The sequence below is a fragment of the Pseudoalteromonas sp. S2721 genome, assembly GCF_005887425.1.
GTDB lineage: Bacteria > Pseudomonadota > Gammaproteobacteria > Enterobacterales > Alteromonadaceae > Pseudoalteromonas > Pseudoalteromonas simplex.
In genome coordinates this window covers 59,697-84,941 of sequence record NZ_PNCZ01000006.1, presented here as the reverse complement: position 1 = coordinate 84,941, position 25,245 = coordinate 59,697, and the positions used below count along the sequence as shown (strand labels likewise).

At 41.2% G+C, this 25,245-nt stretch carries 24 protein-coding genes; 7 read left to right on the top strand and 17 right to left on the bottom strand.

Annotation, left to right across the window (positions count from 1 at the left end):
- Positions 1-16 precede the first annotated feature (16 nt).
- On the bottom strand, positions 17-2,044 hold the full coding sequence (locus tag CWC02_RS01970; RefSeq protein WP_054552788.1) for an SUMF1/EgtB/PvdO family nonheme iron enzyme: 2,028 nt from the start codon (positions 2,042-2,044) through the stop codon (positions 17-19).
- A 271-nt stretch (positions 2,045-2,315) separates the two neighbouring features.
- Here CWC02_RS01970 and CWC02_RS01965 point away from each other — a divergent pair, with 271 nt between their 5' ends.
- Complete coding sequence (locus CWC02_RS01965; protein ID WP_502705392.1) at positions 2,316-3,182, top strand: 1-aminocyclopropane-1-carboxylate deaminase/D-cysteine desulfhydrase; 867 nt, start codon at positions 2,316-2,318, stop codon at positions 3,180-3,182.
- Here CWC02_RS01965 and CWC02_RS01960 read toward each other — a convergent pair.
- The 3 genes from CWC02_RS01960 to CWC02_RS01950 form a co-directional block, all read right to left on the bottom strand.
- On the bottom strand, positions 3,179-4,903 hold the full coding sequence (locus tag CWC02_RS01960; RefSeq protein WP_138616156.1) for an EAL domain-containing protein: 1,725 nt from the start codon (positions 4,901-4,903) through the stop codon (positions 3,179-3,181). The genes CWC02_RS01965 and CWC02_RS01960 overlap by 4 nt on opposite strands.
- Positions 4,904-5,157: 254 nt before the next feature.
- Positions 5,158-5,850: a single-stranded DNA-binding protein gene (gene ssb / locus CWC02_RS01955; RefSeq protein ID WP_054552791.1), complete on the bottom strand. Its 693-nt coding sequence runs from the start codon at positions 5,848-5,850 to the stop codon at positions 5,158-5,160.
- A gap of 20 nt (positions 5,851-5,870) precedes the next feature.
- Entirely contained in the window at positions 5,871-7,238 is a 1,368-nt protein-coding gene (locus CWC02_RS01950; protein WP_054552792.1) for an MFS transporter, read from the bottom strand.
- Positions 7,239-7,400: 162 nt separating this feature from the next.
- Between CWC02_RS01950 and uvrA the strand changes: the two genes are divergently transcribed.
- Together uvrA and CWC02_RS01940 are read left to right on the top strand one after the other, a co-directional pair.
- Complete coding sequence (gene uvrA / locus CWC02_RS01945) at positions 7,401-10,220, top strand: excinuclease ABC subunit UvrA (protein ID WP_054552793.1); 2,820 nt, start codon at positions 7,401-7,403, stop codon at positions 10,218-10,220.
- Positions 10,221-10,232: 12 nt separating this feature from the next.
- On the top strand, positions 10,233-11,288 hold the full coding sequence (locus CWC02_RS01940) for a hypothetical protein (RefSeq protein WP_138616154.1): 1,056 nt from the start codon (positions 10,233-10,235) through the stop codon (positions 11,286-11,288).
- Between the two features lie 14 nt (positions 11,289-11,302).
- Here the strand turns inward: CWC02_RS01940 and CWC02_RS01935 are convergent, their stop codons facing one another.
- Positions 11,303-11,548 (bottom strand): hypothetical protein, encoded by a 246-nt coding sequence (locus tag CWC02_RS01935; RefSeq protein ID WP_130151675.1) that lies wholly within the window; start codon positions 11,546-11,548, stop codon positions 11,303-11,305.
- Positions 11,549-11,825: 277 nt separating this feature from the next.
- Between CWC02_RS01935 and CWC02_RS01930 the strand changes: the two genes are divergently transcribed.
- Together CWC02_RS01930 and CWC02_RS01925 are read left to right on the top strand one after the other, a co-directional pair.
- Positions 11,826-12,017, top strand: coding sequence for a hypothetical protein (locus CWC02_RS01930; RefSeq protein ID WP_138599271.1), 192 nt, complete (start codon positions 11,826-11,828; stop codon positions 12,015-12,017).
- A gap of 55 nt (positions 12,018-12,072) precedes the next feature.
- On the top strand, positions 12,073-12,966 hold the full coding sequence (locus CWC02_RS01925; RefSeq protein ID WP_138616152.1) for a TraB/GumN family protein: 894 nt from the start codon (positions 12,073-12,075) through the stop codon (positions 12,964-12,966).
- 132 nt (positions 12,967-13,098) lie between these two features.
- On the opposite strand, the gene trpS is transcribed toward CWC02_RS01925, so the two are convergent.
- From trpS to rpe, 3 genes are read right to left on the bottom strand one after another with little or no spacing between them, the layout of a single operon-like run.
- Positions 13,099-14,103, bottom strand: coding sequence for a tryptophan--tRNA ligase (trpS, locus tag CWC02_RS01920; RefSeq protein WP_054552798.1), 1,005 nt, complete (start codon positions 14,101-14,103; stop codon positions 13,099-13,101).
- Between the two features lie 50 nt (positions 14,104-14,153).
- The gene (locus CWC02_RS01915) at positions 14,154-14,819 is read right to left on the bottom strand and encodes a phosphoglycolate phosphatase (RefSeq protein WP_138616150.1); all 666 of its coding nucleotides are present in this window, start codon (positions 14,817-14,819) and stop codon (positions 14,154-14,156) included.
- Entirely contained in the window at positions 14,816-15,502 is a 687-nt protein-coding gene (rpe, locus tag CWC02_RS01910) for a ribulose-phosphate 3-epimerase (RefSeq protein ID WP_138616148.1), read from the bottom strand. The genes CWC02_RS01915 and rpe overlap by 4 nt, the downstream gene beginning before the upstream one ends.
- 333 nt (positions 15,503-15,835) lie before the next feature.
- Here rpe and CWC02_RS01905 point away from each other — a divergent pair, with 333 nt between their 5' ends.
- Together CWC02_RS01905 and CWC02_RS01900 are read left to right on the top strand one after the other, a co-directional pair.
- Positions 15,836-16,132, top strand: a complete 297-nt coding sequence (locus tag CWC02_RS01905; protein WP_054552801.1) for a hypothetical protein — start codon at positions 15,836-15,838, stop codon at positions 16,130-16,132.
- Between the two features lie 5 nt (positions 16,133-16,137).
- The gene (locus CWC02_RS01900) at positions 16,138-16,323 is read left to right on the top strand and encodes a DUF2970 domain-containing protein (protein WP_054552802.1); all 186 of its coding nucleotides are present in this window, start codon (positions 16,138-16,140) and stop codon (positions 16,321-16,323) included.
- On the opposite strand, the gene CWC02_RS01895 is transcribed toward CWC02_RS01900, so the two are convergent.
- The 9 genes from CWC02_RS01895 to CWC02_RS01855 all read right to left on the bottom strand — a co-directional run bounded on the left by CWC02_RS01895 (position 16,295) and on the right by CWC02_RS01855 (position 25,234).
- Positions 16,295-17,137, bottom strand: coding sequence for a Dam family site-specific DNA-(adenine-N6)-methyltransferase (locus CWC02_RS01895; RefSeq protein WP_138616147.1), 843 nt, complete (start codon positions 17,135-17,137; stop codon positions 16,295-16,297). The genes CWC02_RS01900 and CWC02_RS01895 overlap by 29 nt on opposite strands.
- A gap of 53 nt (positions 17,138-17,190) precedes the next feature.
- Positions 17,191-18,591, bottom strand: coding sequence for an AAA family ATPase (locus CWC02_RS01890; RefSeq protein ID WP_138616145.1), 1,401 nt, complete (start codon positions 18,589-18,591; stop codon positions 17,191-17,193).
- On the bottom strand, positions 18,591-19,661 hold the full coding sequence (gene aroB, locus CWC02_RS01885) for a 3-dehydroquinate synthase (protein ID WP_138616143.1): 1,071 nt from the start codon (positions 19,659-19,661) through the stop codon (positions 18,591-18,593). The genes CWC02_RS01890 and aroB overlap by 1 nt, the downstream gene beginning before the upstream one ends.
- 27 nt (positions 19,662-19,688) lie before the next feature.
- Entirely contained in the window at positions 19,689-20,207 is a 519-nt protein-coding gene (gene aroK / locus CWC02_RS01880; RefSeq protein WP_036973192.1) for a shikimate kinase AroK, read from the bottom strand.
- Between the two features lie 179 nt (positions 20,208-20,386).
- Positions 20,387-22,444: a type IV pilus secretin PilQ gene (locus tag CWC02_RS01875; RefSeq protein WP_371351972.1), complete on the bottom strand. Its 2,058-nt coding sequence runs from the start codon at positions 22,442-22,444 to the stop codon at positions 20,387-20,389.
- Positions 22,445-22,466: 22 nt separating this feature from the next.
- Positions 22,467-23,003: a pilus assembly protein PilP gene (locus CWC02_RS01870; RefSeq protein ID WP_054552806.1), complete on the bottom strand. Its 537-nt coding sequence runs from the start codon at positions 23,001-23,003 to the stop codon at positions 22,467-22,469.
- Positions 23,000-23,605: a type IV pilus inner membrane component PilO gene (locus CWC02_RS01865; protein WP_054552807.1), complete on the bottom strand. Its 606-nt coding sequence runs from the start codon at positions 23,603-23,605 to the stop codon at positions 23,000-23,002. Before CWC02_RS01865 ends, CWC02_RS01870 begins: the two co-directional genes overlap by 4 nt.
- Positions 23,595-24,167 (bottom strand): PilN domain-containing protein, encoded by a 573-nt coding sequence (locus tag CWC02_RS01860; protein WP_054552808.1) that lies wholly within the window; start codon positions 24,165-24,167, stop codon positions 23,595-23,597. Before CWC02_RS01860 ends, CWC02_RS01865 begins: the two co-directional genes overlap by 11 nt.
- Positions 24,155-25,234: a pilus assembly protein PilM gene (locus CWC02_RS01855; protein WP_054552809.1), complete on the bottom strand. Its 1,080-nt coding sequence runs from the start codon at positions 25,232-25,234 to the stop codon at positions 24,155-24,157. Before CWC02_RS01855 ends, CWC02_RS01860 begins: the two co-directional genes overlap by 13 nt.
- Positions 25,235-25,245: the final 11 nt, after the last annotated feature.

Sequence of the window (25,245 nt, the reverse complement as noted above, 5' to 3'; positions counted from 1 at the left end):
CTTCCTTTTTAAATTCTTATCGTTCGCGTACTAAACGGAAACCGATATAGTTTGCACGAAAATCTGGCGCTAAGATTAAGCGCGTTGAAACGCGTGCTAGGCTTGGAGCAAAATTCCATGCACCGCCTCGAACAGCCACATCAGACTGCCCTGACTTTTTGTTTGTCCATTCCCACACATTACCTACTGTATCGTATAGGCCGAATGCGTTAGGAGAAAACGACCCTGTTGGTGCTGCGCTCCTGTTTGACCATTCGCTTCCACACCAGCCACAGTTCGCTAAATTTTTACCAATTTCGTTACCCCAAGGGTATTCAGTTTCTTTACCTGCACGTGCAGCGTATTCCCACTCAACCTCGTTTGGTAAACGAAATAACTGGCCTGTTTGACCCGATAACCAATCTGCATACGCTTTGGCATCGTTGTAAGTTAAACAAACCGCCGGGAAATCGCTTTCTTGATCAAAACCCGGATTGCGCCAGTTTAGAGTTGCTTCCCAAACTGGTTCACCATTTAAGTAATATGCACAGCCGCGATCTTTTTCTGCTTCTGTTTTATAGCCGGTATTCGCAACGAATTGCTCATACTCACCAACGCTTACTTCTTTGCTTTGCATTGCAAATGAGTTAGCAATGGTTTTTTCTACCACTGGGCGCTCATTCGCTAACCCATTGCCGTTAATATCACCCATCTTAAATTTACCAGCAGGAATAACTACAATGCTGGCAGAACTGGTTTTATTAACAATACTTGCAACAGGTGCTGTTACAGGTTGCTCTGGTGCCGCTGTCACTTCAGCAACAACTGGCTCAGGCACTTTAACTAGGTTTGCATTAATGGTTTGTGCTTTACGCAGATCAATTCGCGCTTTATAGCTTTTGTAGCCACGTTTGCGAATTTCAATATTGTGAAAGCCCTTTGGTAATGACGTTGTTAACCTAGTTGCACCATAGCTCACGCCATCAATAAACACTTCATCATCATAAACATTTGAACGCAGTGTTAATTCAACCATTTTAGATTTATTTTGATCAGGTAATGGTTCAACCTTAATTGGCTTTTTTACAGAATAATCGCTTACAGGTTGCTCATTAAAACGTGATACAGAGACCACTTGATTATTATCCTGAGAGTTACTGAATGTTAACTGACTATCTGAATACGTTGCGTCGTAATTTGCTTGATAATTACCGGCCAAAGGCGTGCCATAATCTGCACAAAAACGATTGTCTAAATTAAGTAGGCTACATAAACGACTGCTGTTTACATCACCGCGCATGGTCACGCTTAAATTAACGTTGTAGTTACCTTGACCACTAAAAGCACTGTTCACGACATGGCTACTTAAAATCTTAACCTGTGCACCGGCAAGGTTACGTTTCGGTTCAACTAAACGCTCTTCTGTTAAGTTAGCAAAAATCTGGTCTACAAAGCGTTTAGTGGCTTTTTGTAAGCCCATTTGTTGGCCACGCTGCTCACAGGCAGCAAGTGTTTCGGTGCGCTTACAGTTAATCGTATGATTAACCTCTAATGTGCCTTCACGAGTGAATTCGTTACGTAAACGCTCAACACGTGCCGTTGCTAACTGCTCTTTTAAACTTTCTAAGGTATTTAACTGGGTGTGCTTTGATACACGAATTTGCTCAATGTCTTTTCTATGTGAAGCAATTGCCGCCAATTGCATCGAAATATCATCTTTGTTTTGTTTGTGATCAACCACAGCTTTTTGATAGCGCGACTGCGCATTGCTGATATCAAGAGTTGGGTCATCAATAAGTCGGCGGTACATCTCGTTCATTGCATCTAGCGCTTGGTTTTTTTCTTTATCTAGCTCAGTTGAGCGGGCGCGCAATAATTCGAGTTGTTTTTGTAACTGACTTTCTTCTTTTAGGTGTTTTTCGAGGATTAGGGTCGAGTTATCGTATTCGGCTTGTTTTTTACTGATCTCTGATTCAATGCCAGTTACCGTAGCTGTATCTTGTGCAAATGCACTTGTCGCTAGCAAACTAACTGAAATTAACAGAGATAAAGGAGCAATTCGCATATATTCCATTCCCAAAAAGCGGCAATTATTTGGTCATTATTATTTTTTATAATTAAACTCTTATGCTATGTACTTGCAAGGCAAAACACAAGCTTTGTTCAATTATTATCTCAGTTTACCTCTATTACCTTAGTTGATGCCAGTAAATAACAAAATCATTTTGGTTTAATTGACTAATTTCTATCTCTAAGACGACTTTGCTACAATTGGGCGTGTTTATTTACTAAAAAATGATACCGTGAATAGTTCTTTTGAATCACCAGTACAAACAATTCATCACCCCTTATTAGCGGCACGTAAAGTTCAGCTCAGCATCAAGCGTGATGATCTTATTCACCCGCAAATTAGTGGCAACAAATGGCGTAAGCTAAAATTTAACTTGCAAGCCATGCAGCAACAGAAGAAATCTGAACTACTCACTTTTGGTGGTGCATTTTCAAACCATATTCATGCCACAGCAACTGCGGGTAAACTATTTGGTTTTAAAACCCACGGCATTATTCGCGGCCCTGAACTAGACGAAGCAAATCCAACACTCAACTACGCAAAGCAATGCGGTATGAGCTTACACCCAGTAAATCGAATTACTTACCGGTTAAGGCACGACCAAACTTACCTAGCACAATTGCAAGCACAATTTCCTAATGCCTACATACTGCCAGAAGGCGGCACCAACGCAGCTGCGCTTTTAGGTTGCAAAGAGTTAGCACAGAGCCTACCAAGTTCTGATGTGATTGTTTGCCCTACTGGCAGTGGCGGTACATTGGCGGGGTTAATTGAAGGCGCACCGCAGCACACAAAGCTGTTAGGTGTCGCAGTACTGAAACAAGCGAACTACTTAATTGATGAGATAAAGCAGCTAAGTAATAAAGCAAATCAGCAACAAAACTGGCAGCTGCTTTGCGACTTTCATGATGGTGGCTACGGAAAGTTTAGCGATAACTTGTGGCAATTTTGCCAAACTTTTAGCAAGCAACACACTATTGCGCTTGAGCCAATTTACAGCGGTAAAATGCTCTTTGCTGTATGGCAACTTATAGAGCAAGGCTACTTTGCTAAAGGTTCGCACATCATTGCAGTCCATACAGGTGGGCTACAAGGGTTAAATGGCCTCAAGTACCGAGGCCTCATTGACTAACTATAGGGCGTAATATCCGCCAGTTTTTGTAATGGTTCGGCAAAGTAAAAACCTTGAGCAGCAATGACACCTAGGTTTTTTAAGGTCGCAAGTTCGTTCTGTGTTTCTACTCCAACTGCATAGACAGGAAAGTTTAGCTCTGCCCCTTTAGTAATTATTTGCTTAACAATTTTTTGTTGCTGAGCACTTGTGTCTATATTATGAATTAGCTCTAAAGCTAGCTTAATACTACAAATGTTATTAATGCCTTTGTAGGTCGCTAGGTGCTCACTGCTGCGCACATTATCAATAACTATACCTGCCGAGAGTTTTTCTAAACACTCGAACTGTGTACTAAGCTTTTTATGCTGTTTTAAATAATCATCTTCGCTGAGTTCAAATTGCAACCTGTCGATACACTTAAAGTCATCTGTCTGCTGATTTAACCAATCCCAAAACTCATCATTGAACCAGTTCATCGCATGCAAGTTAATACTTACCTTTAAGCTACCAGACTCATTCAACAACATCTTTTTTACTTGTAAAATTACGGTTTTATCTAACAGTAAAACATCTTTTTTACTACTCATGTGTGGAATAAAGTGCCTAGCAGCAAGCAAACCTAAGCTTTTGTGTCGAATACGGATCAATGCCTCATGCTGCAAAATATCGCCCGTTTGCAAGTCAAATAACGGCTGAAAAAACAACATAAAGTGTTTTTTCTTTATATACTCAAAAAGATGTTCTTTGCTATCAGCCAGCATGTTTGACTGCGTGTGACCAAAAGGTAAGCGATGAATATGCTGCCAAGCGCTTTGATTCGCCAGTGCTAATGCCGATTTAGTAAGCTGATAAACCACTGCCTGATCAGCCCCTGTGCGGTAATTACACACACCAATTTTTATATCAGCGCGAGACAAATCACTACGGTAATTTAGACAAGCTTGATAGATAACTTGATGTAGTCGCTTTGTGTATTTATCAATTTCAGTGGCAGGTACATTATTTAAGGTGACAGCGATACCGCCAGAAGGCAGTAATTTAACAGAGCGATTTACGAGCTCACCAAAGCCTTTGGCAATCACTAATTTAAAGTAGTTATCGATATCAAGGTTAGCAGGAAACGGGCTTTTCCAAAAAAATAGTGCAAACAAATGATTATAATTAGTTGGCACACCATATAAGATATTCAAATCTTGGTGCACTAATGGTTTTGGAGATGTTAACTGCTTTGGCGGTGCCTCAACCACTTGCTGCTCTTGGCTTTGTATTTGTGGCTGCTCTAAGGTTTCTAATTGCTTGAACATTTTTTTCCACCAACGGAAACCCCAATACCCAGTGCCAAGCAATATTAAATTTAAAAATATAAATAAGTGACTTTCAACTAACCATGAAGGCCAATGAAATAAGCGTAAATTAACGGTCTTATAGCTAAAAACCTCCTGCTCAAGATCGATGAAATTCGCAAAGTTTTGCGGAACGTCGCTAGCATTCATTGCAAAGCCTTGGCTTTTAACTAATGTGGCAATGATATCTTGCGACACAACCGGATCAAGGTTCAGCTCATACACCTGCTTGGCTAGTTCAGTGCCTGTTCGGTGCACTTTGTCGTGTAACACATCACTTAAAAAAATATTAAAAACAACTAACAGCAAAAATGCGGCCGCCACGTAGATGGCCTCCGGTTGCTTTATTCGTGAAGTTAAGTCTCGTTTCATTTCACAGGTTAGTTGCTTAAACATACACAAAGTGTTGTTCAAGAACCCTATAAATACAAGGCTGCGGGGCGATTTAAAGCAATATCAGAAATATCCTATAACCAGCGCTGTCAAAAGTTTTGTAATTTTAAACACCTAGCAAAAAGAGTTAATGAGAATTATTTTGTAATCAACACAACCCAAACAAAAGTAGTGATTACGAAGTATTGCGTAAATAAAAAACCCAGCAACTAAGCTGGGTTTTAAAAATTAACTCTACAATCTAATTATATTATGAATTAGAACGGGATATCGTCATCAAAGTCGATTGGTGGTTCCATTGGATTTGATGCGCCGCCTTGTGGAGCATTTTGAGGCTTAGGAGCAAAACCACCTTGTTGAGGTGCATTGTTTTGCTGCTGACCATAACCGCCACCATATTGGTTATTGCTCTGCTGCGGTGCAGACTGCTGTTGTGGGCGCTGTTGCTGCTGTGCTGGCGCAGACTGTTGCTGTGGAGCATAGCTGTTATTGCTTTGTGATTGCTGTGCACCACCGCCGTAACCGCCACCTTGTTGCTGACCACCTTGGTAACCGCCTTGTGATTGGCCACCTTGATAGCCACCGCCACCACCTTGCTGCTCACCACGACCGCCTAACATTTGCATTTGACCGCCCATGTCTACCACGATTTCTGTAGTGTATTTTTCTTGGCCTGATTGATCAGTCCATTTACGCGTTTGTAAACGACCTTCGATGTACACTTGTGAACCTTTACGAAGGTATTCACCAGCAACTTCTGCTAGTTTGCCAAATAACACGACACGGTGCCATTCAGTACGCTCTTGCATTTGCCCTGTGTTTTTATCTTTCCAGCTATCTGTCGTAGCAATGCTGATATTCGCTACGCCATTGCCATTAGGCATATAACGTACTTCTGGATCTTGGCCTAAATTACCAACCAAGATAACTTTGTTCACACCGCGTGCCATGGAACTTCTCCTATAAAACGTTAGATTAAACCAGCCACTTTGCGTGCTTGGTCTAGGTCAAATTCTTTATCATTAATCTTTAAATAGCTGCGATTTTCATCACAGACAACCGTTGCTTCAATTACGCCCGGTAAAGCAACAAGACGAGAAGCAAGCGCTTGTGCCTGCTGCTCTGAACTTAATTCAGTCATTAAGCTAATTATTTTACTTCTTGGTGGGACTTGCATATTCCAAGCAAGGATAAGCCATATTACCCCAACAAGTGCCGCCGCCGCAAACACTGCTTGCGCACTTAATGCTTGAGCTACGTAACCCCCTAATAAACCACCTAAAAAGGCACCAAAAAACTGCGTAGATGAAAATACCCCCATCGCAGAACCTTTCTGGTTTGCTGGGGCAATACGCGAAACAAGTGCAGGCATGGTTGCTTCTAAAAAATTAAAAGCAATAAAGTAAACCAACATACAAATACCGATGCCAATCACCGAATCAACCCATAACGACATCGCGAGCATACTTAAAACAAGCAGTGCGATTGAGCCAATAAAGGCTTGTTTTTCTTTTTCTTTACGGATCGCCACAATCATCATTGGTGCCATCAAGAAAAACGCTAAAAACAGCACAGGGATATATAAATACCAATGATGGTCTGCGACTAAGCCGTCTTTTATCAGTTGGCCTGGTAAGGCTACAAATACGGTAGTTAATGTAAGATGAAGCAGCATTACGCCAAAATCGAGGCGTGCTAATTGTGGGTGTTTAATCAGTTGCTTAATATCATCAAGCGTAGCAAGTGTGTCACCTTTTGGCGCCTTATTGACAGCATTAGGCACCAAAAACAACACAATTAAAATACCTAAAATGGCCAGTCCTGCGGTAAGCCAAAATACCCCAGCAACTCCCCACGATGCAGCAACAATAGGCCCTAGTAGCATAGCAACGGCAAAGCTCATACCAATACACATACCAATCACGGCCATAACTTTCGGACGTTGTTCATCACGGCTTAAATCAGAAGCAAGCGCCAATAAGGCACTGGCAATCGCCCCCATGCCTTGAAGTGCACGCCCAAGCGTAACCATTTGCACAGACTCAGCGGTTGCCGCAATTACAGAGCCAAGTGCAAACACACAAAGGCCACCAATAATCACTTTTTTACGACCAATTTTATCAGACAACCAACCCATAGGGATTTGCAGCACGGCTTGCGTTAAACCATAAGCACCAATAGCAAAGCCAATCCAAAGCGGCGAAAACCCTTCTAATTGCTGCCCATAGATAGCCAATACTGGCATCAGCATAAATAGGCCAAGCATACGGAATGCAAAGACGCTCGCCAACGAAACGGCAGCGCGTTTTTCTCGAGAGTTGAGTGAAGATGCTGTCATGAATTACTGATCTTGCTGTCTATTAAAATTTGAGCGTGGATTCTACCACAAGCGAAAACTAAATAATCACCTGTAAGTGATGATTTTTTCTTTGATCAAGGATTAATCTTATCGCGTATTATGAGATACTGAAAAAATAATTAGGTAATAAAACGAGATAGCATGGAAAACATTGAAGTCCGAGGCGCCCGTACGCACAATTTAAAAGACATCAGCCTAACCATTCCCCGTGATAAGCTGATAGTTATCACTGGCCTATCTGGTTCAGGGAAATCGTCTTTAGCGTTTGATACTTTGTATGCAGAAGGGCAACGTCGTTATGTTGAGTCACTGTCAGCGTATGCACGACAGTTCTTATCACTAATGGAAAAACCCGATGTTGATCACATCGAAGGCTTATCGCCGGCTATCTCTATCGAACAGAAATCAACGTCGCATAACCCGCGTTCAACGGTCGGTACGATTACCGAGATTTACGATTACCTACGTTTATTATTTGCCCGTGTAGGTGAGCCTCGCTGCCCTACTCACGACTTGCCACTTGCAGCACAAACGATCAGCCAAATGGTCGATACGGTTTTAGCGCTTCCTGAAGGAAGTAAGCTAATGCTATTAGCACCAGTGGTAAAAGATCGTAAAGGTGAGCACGTTAAGCTGCTTGAGCAACTCGCAAGTCAAGGCTTCATTCGCGCCCGTATCGATGGCGAAGTCTGTGACTTATCAGATCCACCGACCCTTGAGCTTCATAAAAAGCATACTATCGAGGTCGTGGTTGACCGTTTTAAAGTTAAAGATGGCCAACAACAGCGTTTAGCTGAATCATTCGAAACAGCCCTTGAGCTATCAGGTGGTATTGCCCATGTAGCGGCAATGGACGATTCACTCAGCGAAGACATGCTGTTTTCTGCTAATTTTGCCTGCCCAACATGTGGCTACGCCATGAGTGAACTTGAGCCGCGTTTATTCTCGTTTAATAACCCGGCAGGTGCGTGTCAAAGCTGTGATGGTTTAGGTGTGCGTCAGTATTTTGATCCAAACCGTGTTGTACAAAATCCAGAGCTAAGTTTATCGGGCGGTGCAATTAAAGGCTGGGACAAACGCAGCTTTTATTACTTCCAAATGCTGCAAGCTGTCGCAGAGCACTATAAGTTTGACCTAGAAGTACCTTTCCAAGAGCTTAGTAAAGAGGCCAAAAAGGTAATTCTTGAAGGCTCTGGCAAAACTAAAATTGCCTTTAACTATCGTAACGACCGTGGCGACTTAATTACACGTAACCATGAGTTTGAAGGCGTTTTAAATAATATGAATCGCCGCTACCGTGAAACCGAGTCAAACTCAGTGCGCGAAGAGCTTGCTAAATACCAAACAAGCCAAGCGTGTCCGAGCTGTCATGGCTCGCGACTTCGTGAAGAAGCTCGCCATGTATTTATTGGCCAAACAAACCTGCCAGCTATCACCACAATGAGTATTGGTGAAAGCATGGCATTTTTTGATGGTTTGAATCTAACTGGTCAGCGCGCACAAATTGCCGAAAAAATTCTCAAAGAAATTCGCGACCGTTTATCTTTCTTAATCAATGTCGGCCTTAATTATTTATCACTTGAGCGAAGTGCCGATACCCTTTCTGGTGGTGAGGCTCAGCGTATTCGTTTAGCAAGCCAAATTGGTGCAGGCCTTGTTGGTGTTATGTACGTACTGGATGAACCATCAATTGGTTTGCACCAACGCGATAACGACCGCCTACTAAAAACCCTTATTCACTTACGCGATTTAGGCAACACTGTTATTGTGGTTGAGCATGACGAAGATGCCATTCGCGCTGCGGATCATATTATCGATATCGGCCCGGGTGCCGGTGTTCATGGCGGTCATGTTATTGCACAAGGTACCCATGACGATATTCTAGCTAGCAAAGATTCAATCACGGGCCAGTACCTCTCTGGCGAAAAGAAAATCGAAGTACCGGCGGCTCGCCATCAAACTACCGACAAATGGCTTGAGTTATTTGGTGCCACAGGTAACAACTTAAAGAACGTTGATTTACGCATTCCATTTGGCTTAATGACCTGTATCACAGGTGTATCAGGCTCAGGTAAATCGACACTTATCAACGACACTTTATTTAAACTGGCTCATACCGAGTTAAATGGCGCAACGACCGCAGAGGCGGCACCGTATAAGTCAATCAAGGGTCTAGAGCATTTTGATAAAGTGATTGATATTGACCAAAGCCCAATTGGCCGTACTCCGCGCTCAAACCCAGCAACTTACACCGGTATTTTCACCGGTATTCGAGAGCTATTTGCGGGTACTCAAGAAGCACGCTCGCGTGGCTATAAAGTGGGCCGTTTTAGCTTTAACGTTAAAGGTGGCCGTTGTGAGGCTTGCCAAGGCGATGGTGTGATCAAGGTAGAAATGCACTTTTTACCTGATGTGTATGTACCTTGTGATGTATGTAAAGGTCAGCGCTACAATCGTGAAACCCTCGAAGTACAGTACAAAGGTAAAAACATTCACCAAGTACTCGAAATGACCGTAGAAGATGCCCGTGACTATTTTGATAAAATTCCGGCTATTGCACGTAAACTGCAAACCCTAATGGATGTAGGCTTGTCGTATATTCGCTTAGGTCAAGCTGCTACTACCCTCTCCGGTGGTGAAGCGCAGCGTGTGAAACTGGCTCGTGAACTTTCAAAACGCGATACAGGTAAAACCTTATATATCCTTGATGAACCAACTACGGGTTTACACTTTGCTGATATTCAGCAATTATTAGTCGTGCTTCACCGCTTACGCGATCACGGTAATACCATTGTTGTTATCGAGCATAACCTTGATGTGATCAAAACCGCAGACTGGATTGTCGATTTAGGCCCTGAAGGCGGCTCAGGCGGTGGTGAAATTTTAATTTCTGGTACACCTGAAGACGTTGCCGATTGCGAGCGTTCACACACAGGAAGGTACTTAAAACCATTGCTATAAAAAGGATATTGCGTGCGTAGGTATTTAAAAATTGCAAAATGGCGCGCTAATAAACAGTTTCAACAACAGCAACGTAGCTGGCAGCCTCATAAAACGAGACTGGTTGAACAGTTAAAAGCCATTTGGTTTAACTTAAGTACCGCGCAAAAGCTCTATCTTTTAGCATTAAGCAGCCTGATTGTTCTGCAATCGGGCTGGTTAAGTGCCACCATCACCATTATTGCGCTTGTTATTGAGTTTTGGCCCAAGTTTAACCAACTTTGGCACTCGCTTGCCGGCAAAGCACTGATTTTAATCTTCTATGCCAGTATCGCTAATTTTGTATTAGCTGGTGCAAGCGGCATAGTTAATGATGTAACTCATGTCTCAGCTAGTCACTTTAACTACACACATAACTTTGCCACCCTGTTATATTTACCACCTTGGGCAATGGGAATAACCCTAGGTACTTTATTGTTATTTCAACTTTTTTTACCTTTTTATATTTTTGTTTTATTGCTGATAAAGCCATTTGGCTCTGAGCGAGTTAAGTTTATTAGTCAAAGCTACTCACCATTATTAACTGCCATTGTACGCTTTGTTTTAGCGTCGGTAGTTTTTATTAACTTAATTTCATTTCTTGATGATAAGCCACCTGAAGAAGTGCTCGACAATATGGTCAGCACCTTTGTGGATAGTAAAGTCATTGCCAAGGAATCAGGTGAAGAACAGCAAAAAGCAGTCGAAGAACTTGGTGAAAAGCTCGAGCAACAACTTCCTGAAAATACACAAAGCTCAGCCCCAAGCCAAGACGTAGATGTAGAAGTTGACGGCGAAACCGCCGAAAACCTTCGCCAATTTTTAGATACCAAAGGTTACTTTGAACGTAGCAAACGTTTAATTGCCATGTTTGCTTACAGCTTTGAAGCCGATAGTTATTCACGCTGTTTAAAAGCAGAAAACAGTAAATCCGTTGAGCTGAATGATTATGAGATTGTGCAAGTAACCCCTGATCACCATGCTGAGTATGGCTATCGATTTGAAGTCATTGCGTGCGACTCGCCAGGCGTTACCCCAGTAGAAAAATAGCGCAGCAATCTATACTACTCACTTGGCTTACTGCGTTTTTCTCTTATGAAGTGAAATATCGAAAGCCCAATAAAGCCAAAGCAAACTAAGGCGATTACTAAATTAGGTATAAAAATAAGTAACATAGCGGCATCATAGCCGATCTTTGCGAATGCAGCACAAAGGCTACCAATGATAAGCTCAGTTAAGATTAGCTCCCATTCTAATGAGCTATTCGCAGGTACAGTTTTAGCCGCATAATGTTTTACTTTAAAACCCATATCAAAACCTCCAAGTTCCTATTTGCTGCATCCAAACTATCATCAAAAGACAAAACCGCAAAAATTAAATGATTTAAAACCTTATTTCCTTTCATAAGAATTAAACTTAAACCATTGAAAATATTCAAATTAATATTTTCAAACCTTATATATAAATTGCTTAGAACTAGATAAGCGACTCTAGCAGCTTTCCTCGCTATTGTAGTTTCCATCAACGGGCTACCAACCAATTTTGCTTCGCTGATAAAACTAATCAACCAATTAAAGGAATTAAATTATGGCTAACTCAGTCTTAAAAATGATGTCACTTTTAGCGGTCACTGCAATCATTATTACATCAACGAATACCTTACTTAATGCTCAAGGTACTCAAAAGCTAAACAAGCAATTAGAGACCTCTATCGAAGCATCTATTGAGCAAATGAACAATAAAATTGATCAGCAAATTGAGCAACAACTGAATAAGTAATACTTGGCTTGCTCAGCATGCTGAGCAAGCTCCTTTAAATTAACAGGCTTAAATAATGAAAACACTAACTAGACACTTGCTAATCTCATCAATTGCTGCGACAGGCCTATTAATAAGTGGTTTTGGTGCAGCAAAAAGTGCCGTATGGAAAGTTAGTAAAGGTGATGAATTTATATATGTTGCTGGTTCAATCCACGTTTTGCCGCCCAAGGAACTCCCCCTTCCTGATGAATTTAATCAAGCGTATAAACAGGCTGATATCTTAGTACTTGAAACTGATGTGCCCGCACCAAGCGATAGCTCAGCACAACTCACTATGCTTAAAACTCTTAGTTATCAAGCTGGCGAAACACTGAGTAGCAAGTTATCAGCAAAGGTGAAACAGCAACTAGAAGAACAACTTGCCCAGTATGATATGAAACTCAGCGAACTCGATAGCTTTCGCCCCTTTATGTTAAGCGTGCTAATCATGTCGCTAGAACTTCAAAAGCAACAACTTATGGGTGAAGGTGTTGATAGTTACTTCGCGAAATTGGCTAAGCGAGATAAAAAAGAAGTCGCTTATCTAGAGACCGTGGCTTTTCAATTAGACCTGTTTAAACAAGTAGGTAACCAAGACGAAAATGCCTTTATTGAGTCACTATTAACACAAATTTCTAGTTACCAAGCACTGTACATCGCAATGCTTAATGCATGGAAAAATGGCGATATGCAAGCAATAGATGAACTTACTCTTATGCCTTTACAAGAACATGACCCTAATACTTACCAAATGTTGATCAAGCAACGAAACCTAACTTGGCTTGGTCACATTGAAAATTATTTTACTAATTCGCAAAAAGAGTTACTGCTCGTTGGCACAGCCCACTTAGCTGGTGAAGATAGCTTGTTAGGCTTATTAAAAAATAAAGGTTATGTAATTAAACAATTGAACACAGGTGAGAAATAAAAAATGGAAAAAACAGACAAAACCGCTGCTGCACTTATCTGTTTATTTACAGTATTAATGGCGCTTAGCTTTTAATAGCTAAAAAAATACCGCTATCAAGCGGTATTTTTATTTCAATAATTTATCACAAGCTTACGGGCGAGGGATAAAACCTACCGCATCGTAGACTGCTTTTAATGTTTTTTCAGCGCGGATACTCGCTTTTTCAGCACCTGATTTCATAATGCTATCAAGTAATGACTGATCTTCGCGAATTTCTTTAAAGCGTGCTTGAATTGGCTCAATCATATTAACGACCGCTGCTGCAGTGTCTTTTTTCAGGTGACCATACATTTTGTCTTCATATTCAGGCACTAAGTCTTCAATTGAGCGCTTAGTGGCCACTGATAATAAAGTAAGTAGGTTTGATACACCTGGTTTTTCTTCACGATCAAAGTAGATACGAGCTTGCTCGTCTGAATCGGTTACTGCTTTTTTCAGTTTCTTTTCAATCTTCTTCGGCTCATCTAATAACATAATGTAACCGTTTGGATTTTCATCTGATTTAGACATTTTCTTGAGCGGATCTTGTAAACTCATTACACGTGCGCCGAACTCAGGAATGTATGGCTCTGGTAGTTTGAACACGTCACCGTATAGGTTATTGAAACGTGTTGCAATATCACGAGTTAACTCAAGGTGTTGTTTTTGATCTTCACCCACTGGCACTTGATCCGCTTGGTATAGCAAGATATCAGCTGCTTGCAGCACTGGGTAAGAGAACAAGCCCACATTAACGTTATTAGCATGCTTAGAAGACTTATCTTTAAACTGCGTCATACGGTTAAGCTCACCCATTTGAGCGTAACAGTTTAAAACCCAACTAAGCTGTGCATGTTCTGGCACTTGAGATTGTACAAATAACGCCGCTTTTTCTGGGTCGATACCACATGCAGCATACAGCGCAATACCGTCAAGCACGCGCGAGCGTAGTTGCTCAGGATCTTGGCGTACAGTAATAGCGTGTAAATCAACTAACATAAAGAAACTTTCGTGGTCTTCCTGTAGCTTAAGCCACTGGTTAATAGCGCCAACATAGTTGCCTATTGTCATACCACCGGTTGGCTGAATGCCACTTAACACTACTGGTTTACTCATGATGTTCCTTTATATTTTTACTAAACTAAAAAGACGAATTTAAAATGCACTTACCTTTGGGTAAGAACGGGTATTATATCTAAGAAATTCTCGCAGAGGTACTCTGGATTGAAATCAACAAGGTTTTCACCTTGGTTATAGCCATAACTAAGCGCAACAACATCCACCTTAGCCGCTTTGGCAGCCAAAATATCACTTTTAGAGTCGCCTATCATAACCGCTTTGGCTGGGCTGACATCTAATTGCTGACAAGCAAATACTAAAGGCTCAGGTGATGGTTTCTTTGCCATATCATCACCACATACAATCAACTGAAAATGACTAGTCAGTGACAGTTTATCAAGTAGCTTTTCGGTAAAACGACGAGCCTTATTGGTGATCACCACTTTAGGAATACCAGCAAGGGCAGCAAGCCCGGTTTCTACATGTTGATAAAGCGCACTGTAATCGCCTACAACTTGGTCATAGTGCTGATAAAACAAATTAATTGCACGCTCAGCAAGGGCTTCATCTAAATGCTCACTGATTTGCATATCGCCACTCAAACCACGCTTTACAAGCGTTTCTATGCCATTACCTACCCAGCTTTCAACTAGCTTTTGTGTCACAATCGGAAATGCTAGATCAGTTAGGGTCAGGTTCATCGCAATGTATAAATCATAAACACTGTCGACTAAGGTGCCATCTAAATCGAAAAATGCCGCATCGTATTTCATGGCTCAACCTTTGCGAGCTCGCTGCGCATCGCATCGATAACCGCTTTATAATCTGGTTGATTGAAAATCGCCGAGCCTGAAACAAACATATCAGCGCCCGCTTCGGCAATTTCAGCAATATTATCAACACCAACGCCACCATCAACTTCTAAACGAATTTTGCGACCTGAATCATCAATAATTTTACGCGCTTGGCGAAGCTTTTCGAGGGTATGAGGAATAAAGCTTTGGCCGCCAAAACCAGGGTTAACCGACATTAATAGCACCACATCAACCTTATCGAGCACATGCTCAAGGTAGCTAAGGCTGGTTGCAGGATTAAATACAAGCCCTGCTTGGCAACCACTGTCTTTTATGAGTTGCAAGGTACGGTCAATATGCTCACTGGCTTCTGGGTGAAAGCTGATGATAGAAGCGCCCGCTTCAGCGAAGTCGGGAATTAGACGATCGACAGGCTTTACCATAAGGTGCACATCAATCGGGGCTGTAATGCCGTAATCGCGCAGTGCTTTACAAATCATCGGACCAAAAGTTAAGTTTGGCACATAATGGTTATCCATTACATCAAAATGTACAACATCTGCTCCACTTGCTAGTACACGATCAACATCTTCACCTAAACGGGCAAAGTCGGCTGATAAAATAGAAGGGGCAATTAAATACTTTTGTAATGTTTCCAACATGAGAGATTCCATTAAAATTTGCGACTGCAAGAAGAGCGCATAATGTAACCCAATCGACTGCTGATTTAAACACCGCAGCTGATTGTTAAAGGGCGATTGCTTTAAGCTAATCCTTTTAGCCTATTGAATTAGTGTTATTTTAGTCAAAATTTGAGCAATAACTCTATTAAAAAGCCATCTACAACACAATAAAATGAAACAAATAATAAACATTAAATTTACTTTAAAGAGCTAATTTTATTAAATTTTTATTTAATTCAGCGATAATTAAGTTTGTTATTTGAGCAATTGTTATGTATGCTTGTTTAAGTAACACAAACAAGGGTTATTCTCATGCGTGCTTTTAAAATAGGGATCTTAATCGCGTCCGCACTTACGGTTGCTGCGTTTGTATCTTTTTCATCTGCTGATGAAGACGACTTTTTAGCAGCGGCGTCTGGTTGCTCATGCAACACGCTTAACGCATCATCATCTTCTGCTCAATGTATGAAAGCAGAACAAGAAACAGGATGGTTTTCTTGGTTAACGGGTGATAGCCGCAGTGCTCAGTTCCATTATCTTGATTTACTTGAGTTATTAACAAGTAGTGAAGAGTCAAAGAAAGTTAGCGGTTTAGGTTCTAAGTTCTAAATCGTATGAACAAATTCATGAGTGCATTACAAAGTGTCTTTGCGGCATTTTTTGGTGTGCAATCAGAAAATAAGCGTCAAGCTGACTTCAAAGAGCACTCGCTCAGTACTATCATCGTCATTGCCCTGATTTTTTTCAGTCTATTTGTAGCAGCGATTTATTTCACGGTTTCTTTGGTGCTAAATACATAGCCATTAGCTCGTTCACTTTGTTGCGTGAACCGCCCTTGGGGCTAATCGTGCGTTTTACCTGAATCTCATCTAATGATGCTTGGCTGTAGATTTTACGCGTCCACACTGTATCGTGGTTAGAAATAAGTACCGGCGTGTTATTTTCGAATGCGGCTTGCTCAGCTAAATTCGCCAAGTTTGCTTGGTCATCTAAATTGAAACCGCCTTTAGCGTAAGAAGTAAATGAAGCTGTTTTACTCAAAGGCACATAAGGTGGATCGCAATATACAACCGCATTATTAGGAATAAGCTTAAATACCTTGTCATAACCTAAGCAAGTAAAGGTTGCTTGCTGAGCTTTTTCAGCAAAGAAATGCATTTCTTTTTCAGGAAAATACGGGCGCTTATATTTACCAAAAGGAACATTAAAAATACCTTTTAGATTATAGCGACACAACCCGTTATAGCCATGGCGATTCATGTATAAAAATAAAATCGCACGCTCATACACATCACTGCTTTGATTAAACTGAACACGATATTCGTAATAGGCTTCGGGGTGGTTATTAAGCTCTACAAACAACTTTTTAGCGTCGCTAATAAACTCATCGGGCGTGCGCTTAAGCTCAGTGTAAAGATTGATCAGATCCGCATTTATATCATTTAAAATATAATGCTTAAAATCAGTATTAAGGAATACAGAGCCAGCACCAACGAAAGGTTCAACTAAGGTGTCAGCATCCATACTCGCTTGCTTCAAGCGGGTACGAATATCTTCAACTAGGCTGTATTTTCCACCTGCCCATTTAAGGAAGGCTCTGGTCTTTTGCTGCATCTGCTCTTAACTTCAATTCGGTGTTGCGCGATTTTACACTAATCAGCTTTAATTTACTGATTTAGTGAAGCGATTTCTTGTTTAATTTTACTTATTTTTTTATAAAACGGCTGATTTTTACGCACATTATCAGAAAGTGTTGTTACGCCCTTCTTAGCATCATTCAGTGTGGTGTAACTACCATAAGTTACAATCCACCACGGCTTACCACTCCGTAAGCTTTGGTAAGTATTTACTTGCCCTTGCAAGCCATTTTCAGTAATAAACTTATCGCTAATCTCTTTTTTAGTCACCGCAAGTAATTGGATTACAAAATTGTCATCTGGCTGAGATAAATACCACGCATTTCCTACTAATGGCAGCTCTGGCTCAATGGCAGACTCGGTTTGCTCAGCATCGTTGATGACGGCAGCTATAACTTCATCTGTCGTTGGTTGCTCAGTCTCTTGTGTTATTCGCTCTGCTGGCAAAAGGCTATCAACAATCGCAGCCACGTTATTGTTATGACTTTCATTCTCACGGTTTTCTATCGCAGAGTTATCAACTGGCACCTTAGCTGCCTGAGTTGTGTTGTCCTCATCATTAGTAGCAACTTGCTGCTCGGCTTGAAGATCATCTTGAGCTTGTTCTAGAACTAGCTCTTTGCTTTCTACTCGAGCATTGATTACTGCTTCTGCAGGCAGTGCTGTTGCCACAGAGTTCGTTGTATCCTGCTGGTAATGCGCTTTCCACCACTCAGTCATATCAGCTTTATATAAAAAGCCAATGATCAGCACCATGGTCGTGATTAAGAGCAAAATTAAATAAAGCAGTTTATAGCTTTTTTCTGGTGCGCGAATGTCTGCAGTTTGTTGTTCAGGCTGCCAAGCAAGTAATAAAGCTGGGTTACCATGCGCTTCTTGTAAAAAGGTGCGAAAAACTGGGTCTTCTTCAACAGGGAGGTTATCGAAAAACCAACACATGAGCTGTTTACTTTCACTTAAATTTAGCGACTCTAAGTGGATTTCAACTGCTTGACTAAACTGCCCTGCCGATTGTGATGCAATCAGTATGTATAACGTGCTCGGGCTTTGCTTGGCAAGGACTTCTAATTGCTGAATTAACTCTTCAGATAAATGACGCCCTCCATCAATGACCCATAAACAATCACCACAAGGCTGTTGTTTATAAAGTTGATAGAAGTTTTCAGACAAACTTAAAGCGTGATCAATTAGTGGGTTGCTAAAGCTTTGTTCTAACAGTTCAGTCATAAACTGTTGGTCGGTCATTTTTCCCGACAACTGAACAAACGCTTTATTAAAGTCGAGGTATTTATCCGTGATGAAGGTTTCTAATAAATAGCTTTTACCAAGGCCAGAAGGACCGAGTAAGCAAATTAGGTTTTGCCCATATTCAAACTGCAGAGCGATTCGATCAACTAGCGCAGCACGGCTAGGCAATATTTGCGATTGCATTAGCGCGCTATTAAATCACAAACCTGCTGATCAGTAACATCACTTACCAGCGCACATTGACCAAATTGGGTAGGTAGAATAAAGCGAATCGTGCCTTTTTTATTTTTCTTATCTTTACGCATGTGCGTTAAAAACTGCTCGCTGGTCATTTCTGCCGGAATATCGACAGGTAAATCATACTCAGCAATCAATTTAATAATGCGTTCAACTTCTGCTGCGTTTAAGTCATCACGGGTATGTGCAAGGCGTGCTGCCAGTACCATACCTGCCGCAACGGCTTCGCCATGCAGCCAATTACCATAGCCCATTTGCGCTTCAATTGCGTGGCCAAAGGTGTGCCCTAAGTTTAGTAATGCACGTAAACCGGCTTCTTTTTCATCTTGTGCAACAATCAAGGCTTTGATTTCACAACAGCGATAAATCACATGCTGTAAAGTTTGTTCATCAAGAGACTTAAGTTTAGTGATATTTTGCTCAAGGTAAGCAAATAACTCAGTGTCGTAAATAAGGCCATATTTAATCACTTCAGCCATGCCCGCTGCGAATTCACGCTCAGGCAAAGTATGTAGCGATTGCGTATCGATAAATACTGCTTGTGGTTGGTAAAACGCACCAATCATGTTTTTACCAAGTGGGTGGTTTACTGCCGTTTTACCGCCAACAGATGAATCGACTTGCGAAAGCAAAGTCGTTGGCACTTGAATAAAAGGCACGCCACGTTGATAACATGCAGCAACAAAACCAGTGAGATCACCCACCACACCGCCACCTAAGGCAATAAGGCAAGTATCGCGGCCACAGTTATGTTCAAGTAAGAACGCCGAAATCTTTTCAAACCACTCAAGTGATTTATATTGTTCGCCATCAGGGATAGTAAAAGATAACGGGTTTAGATCAGCCAACAACGTCATTACATCATCAAGATATAAAGGTGCAATGGTGTCGTTGGTGATAATGATAGGTCGACAGTCGCCGATGTGCTCGCGCAGCCGACCAGTCTCTTGAAGAGCAGATTGACCAATATAAATAGGATAACTTCGCTCGTCCAAATTAACTGTTAATTCAAGCATAGCTAGTTTCCTTTTTATTATTGGTTTTTAAAAATCTAATTTCTCGATGATTTGATTAGCAACAACTTTCGCGCTTTGCTCATCAGTGCGGACAACAAAATCAGCAACTTCTTTGTATAACGGTTCGCGTTCTTCAGCTAAGCGCTCTAGTACATCACGCGGTGCTTCTTCTGTTTGCAATAATGGGCGACGCTTGTCGCGCTGTGTGCGTGCAACTTGCTTTTCGATTGGTGTCTCAAGGTATACAACAATACCACGAGCAGAAAGCTTGTTACGTACTTCTTTACTGATCACAGAACCACCACCTGTTGCAAGAACGATACCTTGCATCTCAGTTAGGTCTGAAATTACAGTTTCTTCACGAAGTCGAAAGCCCTCTTCACCCTCAAGATCGAATACCCAAGCAATGTCTGCTCCAGTACGACGCTCGATCTCTTGATCTGAATCGAAAAATTCAAGGTGTAATTGGTCAGCAATGTGACGACCAATTGTGCTTTTGCCAGCCCCCATAGGGCCCACTAGAAATATATTACGTTTCTCAGCCATATCTTTTTAGTACAAACGAACTCTAAAATTTGAAATAAAACCCCGCCTAACGACCTGGCCCCAAAATTAAGGAGGGGATTATCTCAGTAATTGCTTGGGTATTTCAAGTCAATTAGCATAAAAAGCCAGATTACGAGCAATTAAAAATGCTAATTGCTCGTTGCTTAAGAAAAAATCACTTAATCAATTTGAATTTTAGGGGTTACGAAGATTAACAACTCTTTCTTCTCGTTAAATTCACTCGTGCTTTTAAACAGCACACCCAAATAAGGAATATCACCTAACAATGGTACTTTCTTAGTTGAGTTAACGATTTGCTGCTGGAAGATACCACCAAGCACCACTGTTTGACCATTTTCTACTAATACTTGGGTTTGGATTTCTTGGGTATTGATCGCCACAGCAGAGCCTGTTGGCGTTTGTACCGTATCACCACGAGTATCTTGTGTAATTACTAAGTCTAAAATTACCTTGTTGTCTGGTGTGATATGAGGCGTTACTTCTAAGCTCAATACCGCTTTTTTGAATGTTACTGTCGTTGCGCCACTAGATGCAGCTTCAACGTATGGAATTTCTGTACCCTGCTCAATACGTGCTTTTTGTTGATTAGCCGTCGTAATGCGTGGGCTTGCGATAATTTCGCCGCGGTTTTCTTCTTCAAGCGCACTTAACTCTAAATCTAAAATAGTGCCATTGGCTAGCTTAGCGACTTGCACACCAATACTACCCGCAGGGCTTGAAACCGGTAAATTGACATTTAAGCGATCAGAAATACTTGGAATATTATCGTAAGAGCCCGCACCAAACATGCCGCCAGCGCCTTCTAAAGAGCCAGAAATAGCACCATCGCTTCCTACGTCACTAATACCCCAACGAACACCCAAGTCTTCTTGCACATTATCATTCACTGTCACCATACGTGATTCAATCACGACTTGCTTAACAGGAATGTCTAGGGTCTCAACCATACGACGCACACTTTCAATACTTTTTGCAGTGTCTTTGATCAGCAAAGTGTTCGTCCGTTTATCAACAGAAACACTTCCTCGCGCTGAGATAATGCTATTTGTGTCTGTTTTCAATAGGTCTGCAAACTCTTCTGCTTTTGCATAGTTAAGGCGAATATATTCGCTATAAAGCGGTTCTAAGTCTTCAACTTGCTGCTTAGCTTTAAGTTCTTTAGCTTCTCGGGCAGCCAACTCTTCAGAAGGGGCGACCATTAATATAGAGCCATCCATGCGCTTATCTAAGCCTTTCACTTTCAATACTACGTCAAGAGCTTGATCCCAAGGGACTCCTTCTAGTCGTAAAGTAATATTGCCTGTAACAGAATCACTCGTTACTAAGTTAAATTCATTGTAACCTGCGATTATTTGCAGTACTGAACGCACGGGAATATCTTGGAAGTTTAACGTCATTGGACGTCCTTGATACTCAATTCCCCCTTCAAGGTAAGCGCGTTGTGTATCATCTTTTTCGACAGTTAAAGTAAAAATATTCTCAATTTGCTGATGAGTGAATTTAAATGCAGCGTTTGGCTCAACCACGATACGTGTCATATTGCCTTCTTTAAACGTCTCAATATTGCTAACGACTGTGCCAAAGTCCATCACATCAAGCTGATAAAGTAGATCATCGAGAATATCAGTATGGTGGAACTCAGCAATAATTTTGCCACCACTTTCGTGAACATCTATAGCTGCTTGCGTGTCTTGTAAAAATACTAACAGCCTTGCTTCGCCTTTTTCACCACGACGAAAATCTATCGACTGAACTGTATTTATATAATTATTGGCTGCTGAGAGTGGATCCGCTATTTCGTCTCCACTAATTGGGTTATCAGAAACATGCAGCGTTAGGATGTTATCTTTAGCGAACGTTTTATAGATTTTTAATTTATCTAACGATACAACGACCTTCAAACCATCAGCGGTCATGGTGCTTGTTACATGCTGAATACCTGCTTGGTTCACAGGTACATCACGCATTTCATTATCAACACCTACATTACTGAATAACATTTCGATGCGTGCTGGTGAGTTATACACCTGGACTTTTGGTTCGAATGTCAGTGCCTCATCAAACACAAGCTGTAGTTGTGTTTCGCCTTTCATTAATGGGTTATAACGCACATCATATAGTAAAGGTGCCGCAACTGCTGACTGCGCTATTAAAAAAGCAAGTGCAGCTAACATGAACTTATGCATGTTTTTAAACCAAGCCATTCCTTTATGCATATTTTTTTTACCTTTCATAAGATTAACTTGCACCATTTGTATCCGCCTCTAACATTTCTAGCTTTGTCAGACGCTCTTTCCAACAACCAGCCCCATCAGGGATTAATTCTAATAATTCTATGTAATTGTCGTGCACTTCTTTTATTTCACCATGATACAAACCAATGTAATTACCTACGGTTACGCGATAAAGCGTTTCATCTGCCGCTTTGATGAGTGCCCAAGTATTGCCAGCTCGGCCTATGGTACCTTTCATAAGCAAATTATCTAATGGGTATTTCTCAAGAGGTTGGCGAACTCGATTTGGATCAGGATGAAGACAGTTCTTCACCTGCACAAGGTTATTTTGAATAATCTCAGGCTTCGGAGCAACAAATGGGCTGCGAAGTCTGCCTGCACTGTATTCAAAATATTCAAATTGCGCTATCTGTGGGATCGGTTCAACTTTCGGCGTTGTGCTAGCTTTTACCTGATCGATAAACTCTTTTTGCTCAGCAGTATCATCATTACAAGCGGCTAACGCAAAGCTCATTAATATAACTAAGGAAAGCTTCTTCATTTTTTAGTGCCCCCCTCGTAACGATATGTTTTGGCTACAACACTAAAAGTAAGTTCGCCATTACCTAAAGTTTGAATTGTAAAATCATGCAAACTAACAATACGCGGTAATTGTGCTACTTTGCCGACGAATTCACCGAATTCATGGTAAGTACCCACCACCTCAATTTTTATCGGTAGCTCTGTATAAAATTCTTTTTCAATTTCAGGTAACCAACCAATTTTTAAGAAGGTTAAACCACTTGTCGTTCCAACATAAGATAAATCATCAAGCAACCCAGGTGTTTCATTCGAGGTAGGTAAGCGCTTCAATAGTTGAGAAAATTTCTCTTCCATTTCTACCATTTGTTGGCGATACAGTTCTAAGTTGCTCGCTAAAGCATATTTTTGCTTGTAAGTGTTACGCAACTCAGTTTCTTTTGCTACGGCACTGTGATAGCTGGCAATCTCATCAGACACCAATAAGCTATAACTAAAATACAACACGATTGCAGCTACAAAAGCACAACATAACGCTTTTACAGCAATGGGCCAATCACCCATGTTTTCGAGCTCTATTTCATTCCAATCTATTTCAGTTAACGATTTGATATCAAGGTTCATTACGCGCCTCACCTATCTGATCAAACGGTTTAACATAAAAATCCATATTAAAGTCACTTAATAGCCTTGATGTCTGCTCACCTGCAACAATGCCTTGCATTACTGGGCGCTCTAGTAAATAAGAACTTTGAACTTGACGTAGCATGGTCGATAAGCGGTTATTCGATTCGCTACGACCTGTTACATGAATTTGGTCACCACGGCGCTCCAACTTAGTCAAATAGACACCTGCGGGGACTATTTTCGCAACTTCATCCATGATTTGTGTACCTAAGTTACGACTACTTTGCAGCTCTTCAATTAAACGCATTCGTTGCTGTAAGTTTTCTTTCTTTTTATCAAGCTCATTAATTTCCCTAATACGTTGATTCAAAAGAGCGATCTCAGTATTTAAAAAGTTATTCTTTGCATCTTGGCCTTGACGAAGGCCGCTGTAAAAAGAGCTCAATAGATACATACTGATAAAGCTGACAACAACAACAGAAAAAAGCACAGTTATAAATTTATTCTGTGAGTCTTTTCTTTGCTGTTCTCGCCAGGGCAGTAAATTTATATGTGGCATGATGAAAAGCTCCTTAATGCCAGTCCTGTGGCTATTGCAAACTGAGTTCGGTGACGCTGCAGCATATTCCGATCCACTTTTGCGGAGATTTCAATGTTTGCAAATGGCTCAGCAACCACCGTATGGATTCCCAGTTCTTCAATTAAAAGCCTGTCAAGGCCATCAATCATAGCTGTGCCACCCGTTAGAACAATATAGTCAACTTGCTCTTTACCACTGGTTGTTAAGAACATTTGTACTGCGCGTCTTACTTGCTGCAATAGTGATGTTTGGAATGGCGCTAACACCTCAAAAGTATAATTTGGTGGTAAATCCCCTGTTGTTTTACCTATTTCAGCTTCATCAAAGCTTTTATTATAATAAGCAACGATACTATTAGTGTATTGATCGCCGCCAAATACTTGGTCACGGGTATAAATTGTTTCACCCTCTTGCACCACACTAACCAACATCAGAACAGCACCAATATCAACCACAGCGACACACTTATTGTAAGCATCGCTTGGCAACTGTTGATAGTAAACATCCATTGCTCGGCTGAGGGCATAACTTTCTACATCGACCACTGCCGCTTTTAAGTTAGCTGTTTCAAGAGCACCTACACGAGCTTGCACACTTTCAGTTCGCGCTGCCGAAAGAAGTACATTAACTTTACTTGGATCCGCTTCGTTAATAGCCAGTTTTTCGAAATCGATATTAACTTCGTCGAGGGGGTAAGGAATTAAGCTGTCTGCTTCAATAGCAATTTGTGACTCAAGTTCAGCATCAGTTAATGATACATCCATAAAAATTACTTTTGTGATCACGGTTTGCCCAGACACTGCAACAGCAGCGCGTTGTACGGATTTAGGTATTTTTCTTTTTAATTTCGCGATAACATTACCTATTGCTTCTATGTCTTGAATAGAACGTTCAGACATAGCGCCTTTAGGCATAGGTTCAATAGCTAGTGCTTCAAGCCGCAAACCAGCGTCTGTCTCCTGCAATAACACTGCCTTTATACAGTGTGATCCGATGTCGATCCCTACCATCATAGATGAAGGCTTTTTAAATAGCTGACTTAGCATGTTTGCAACTT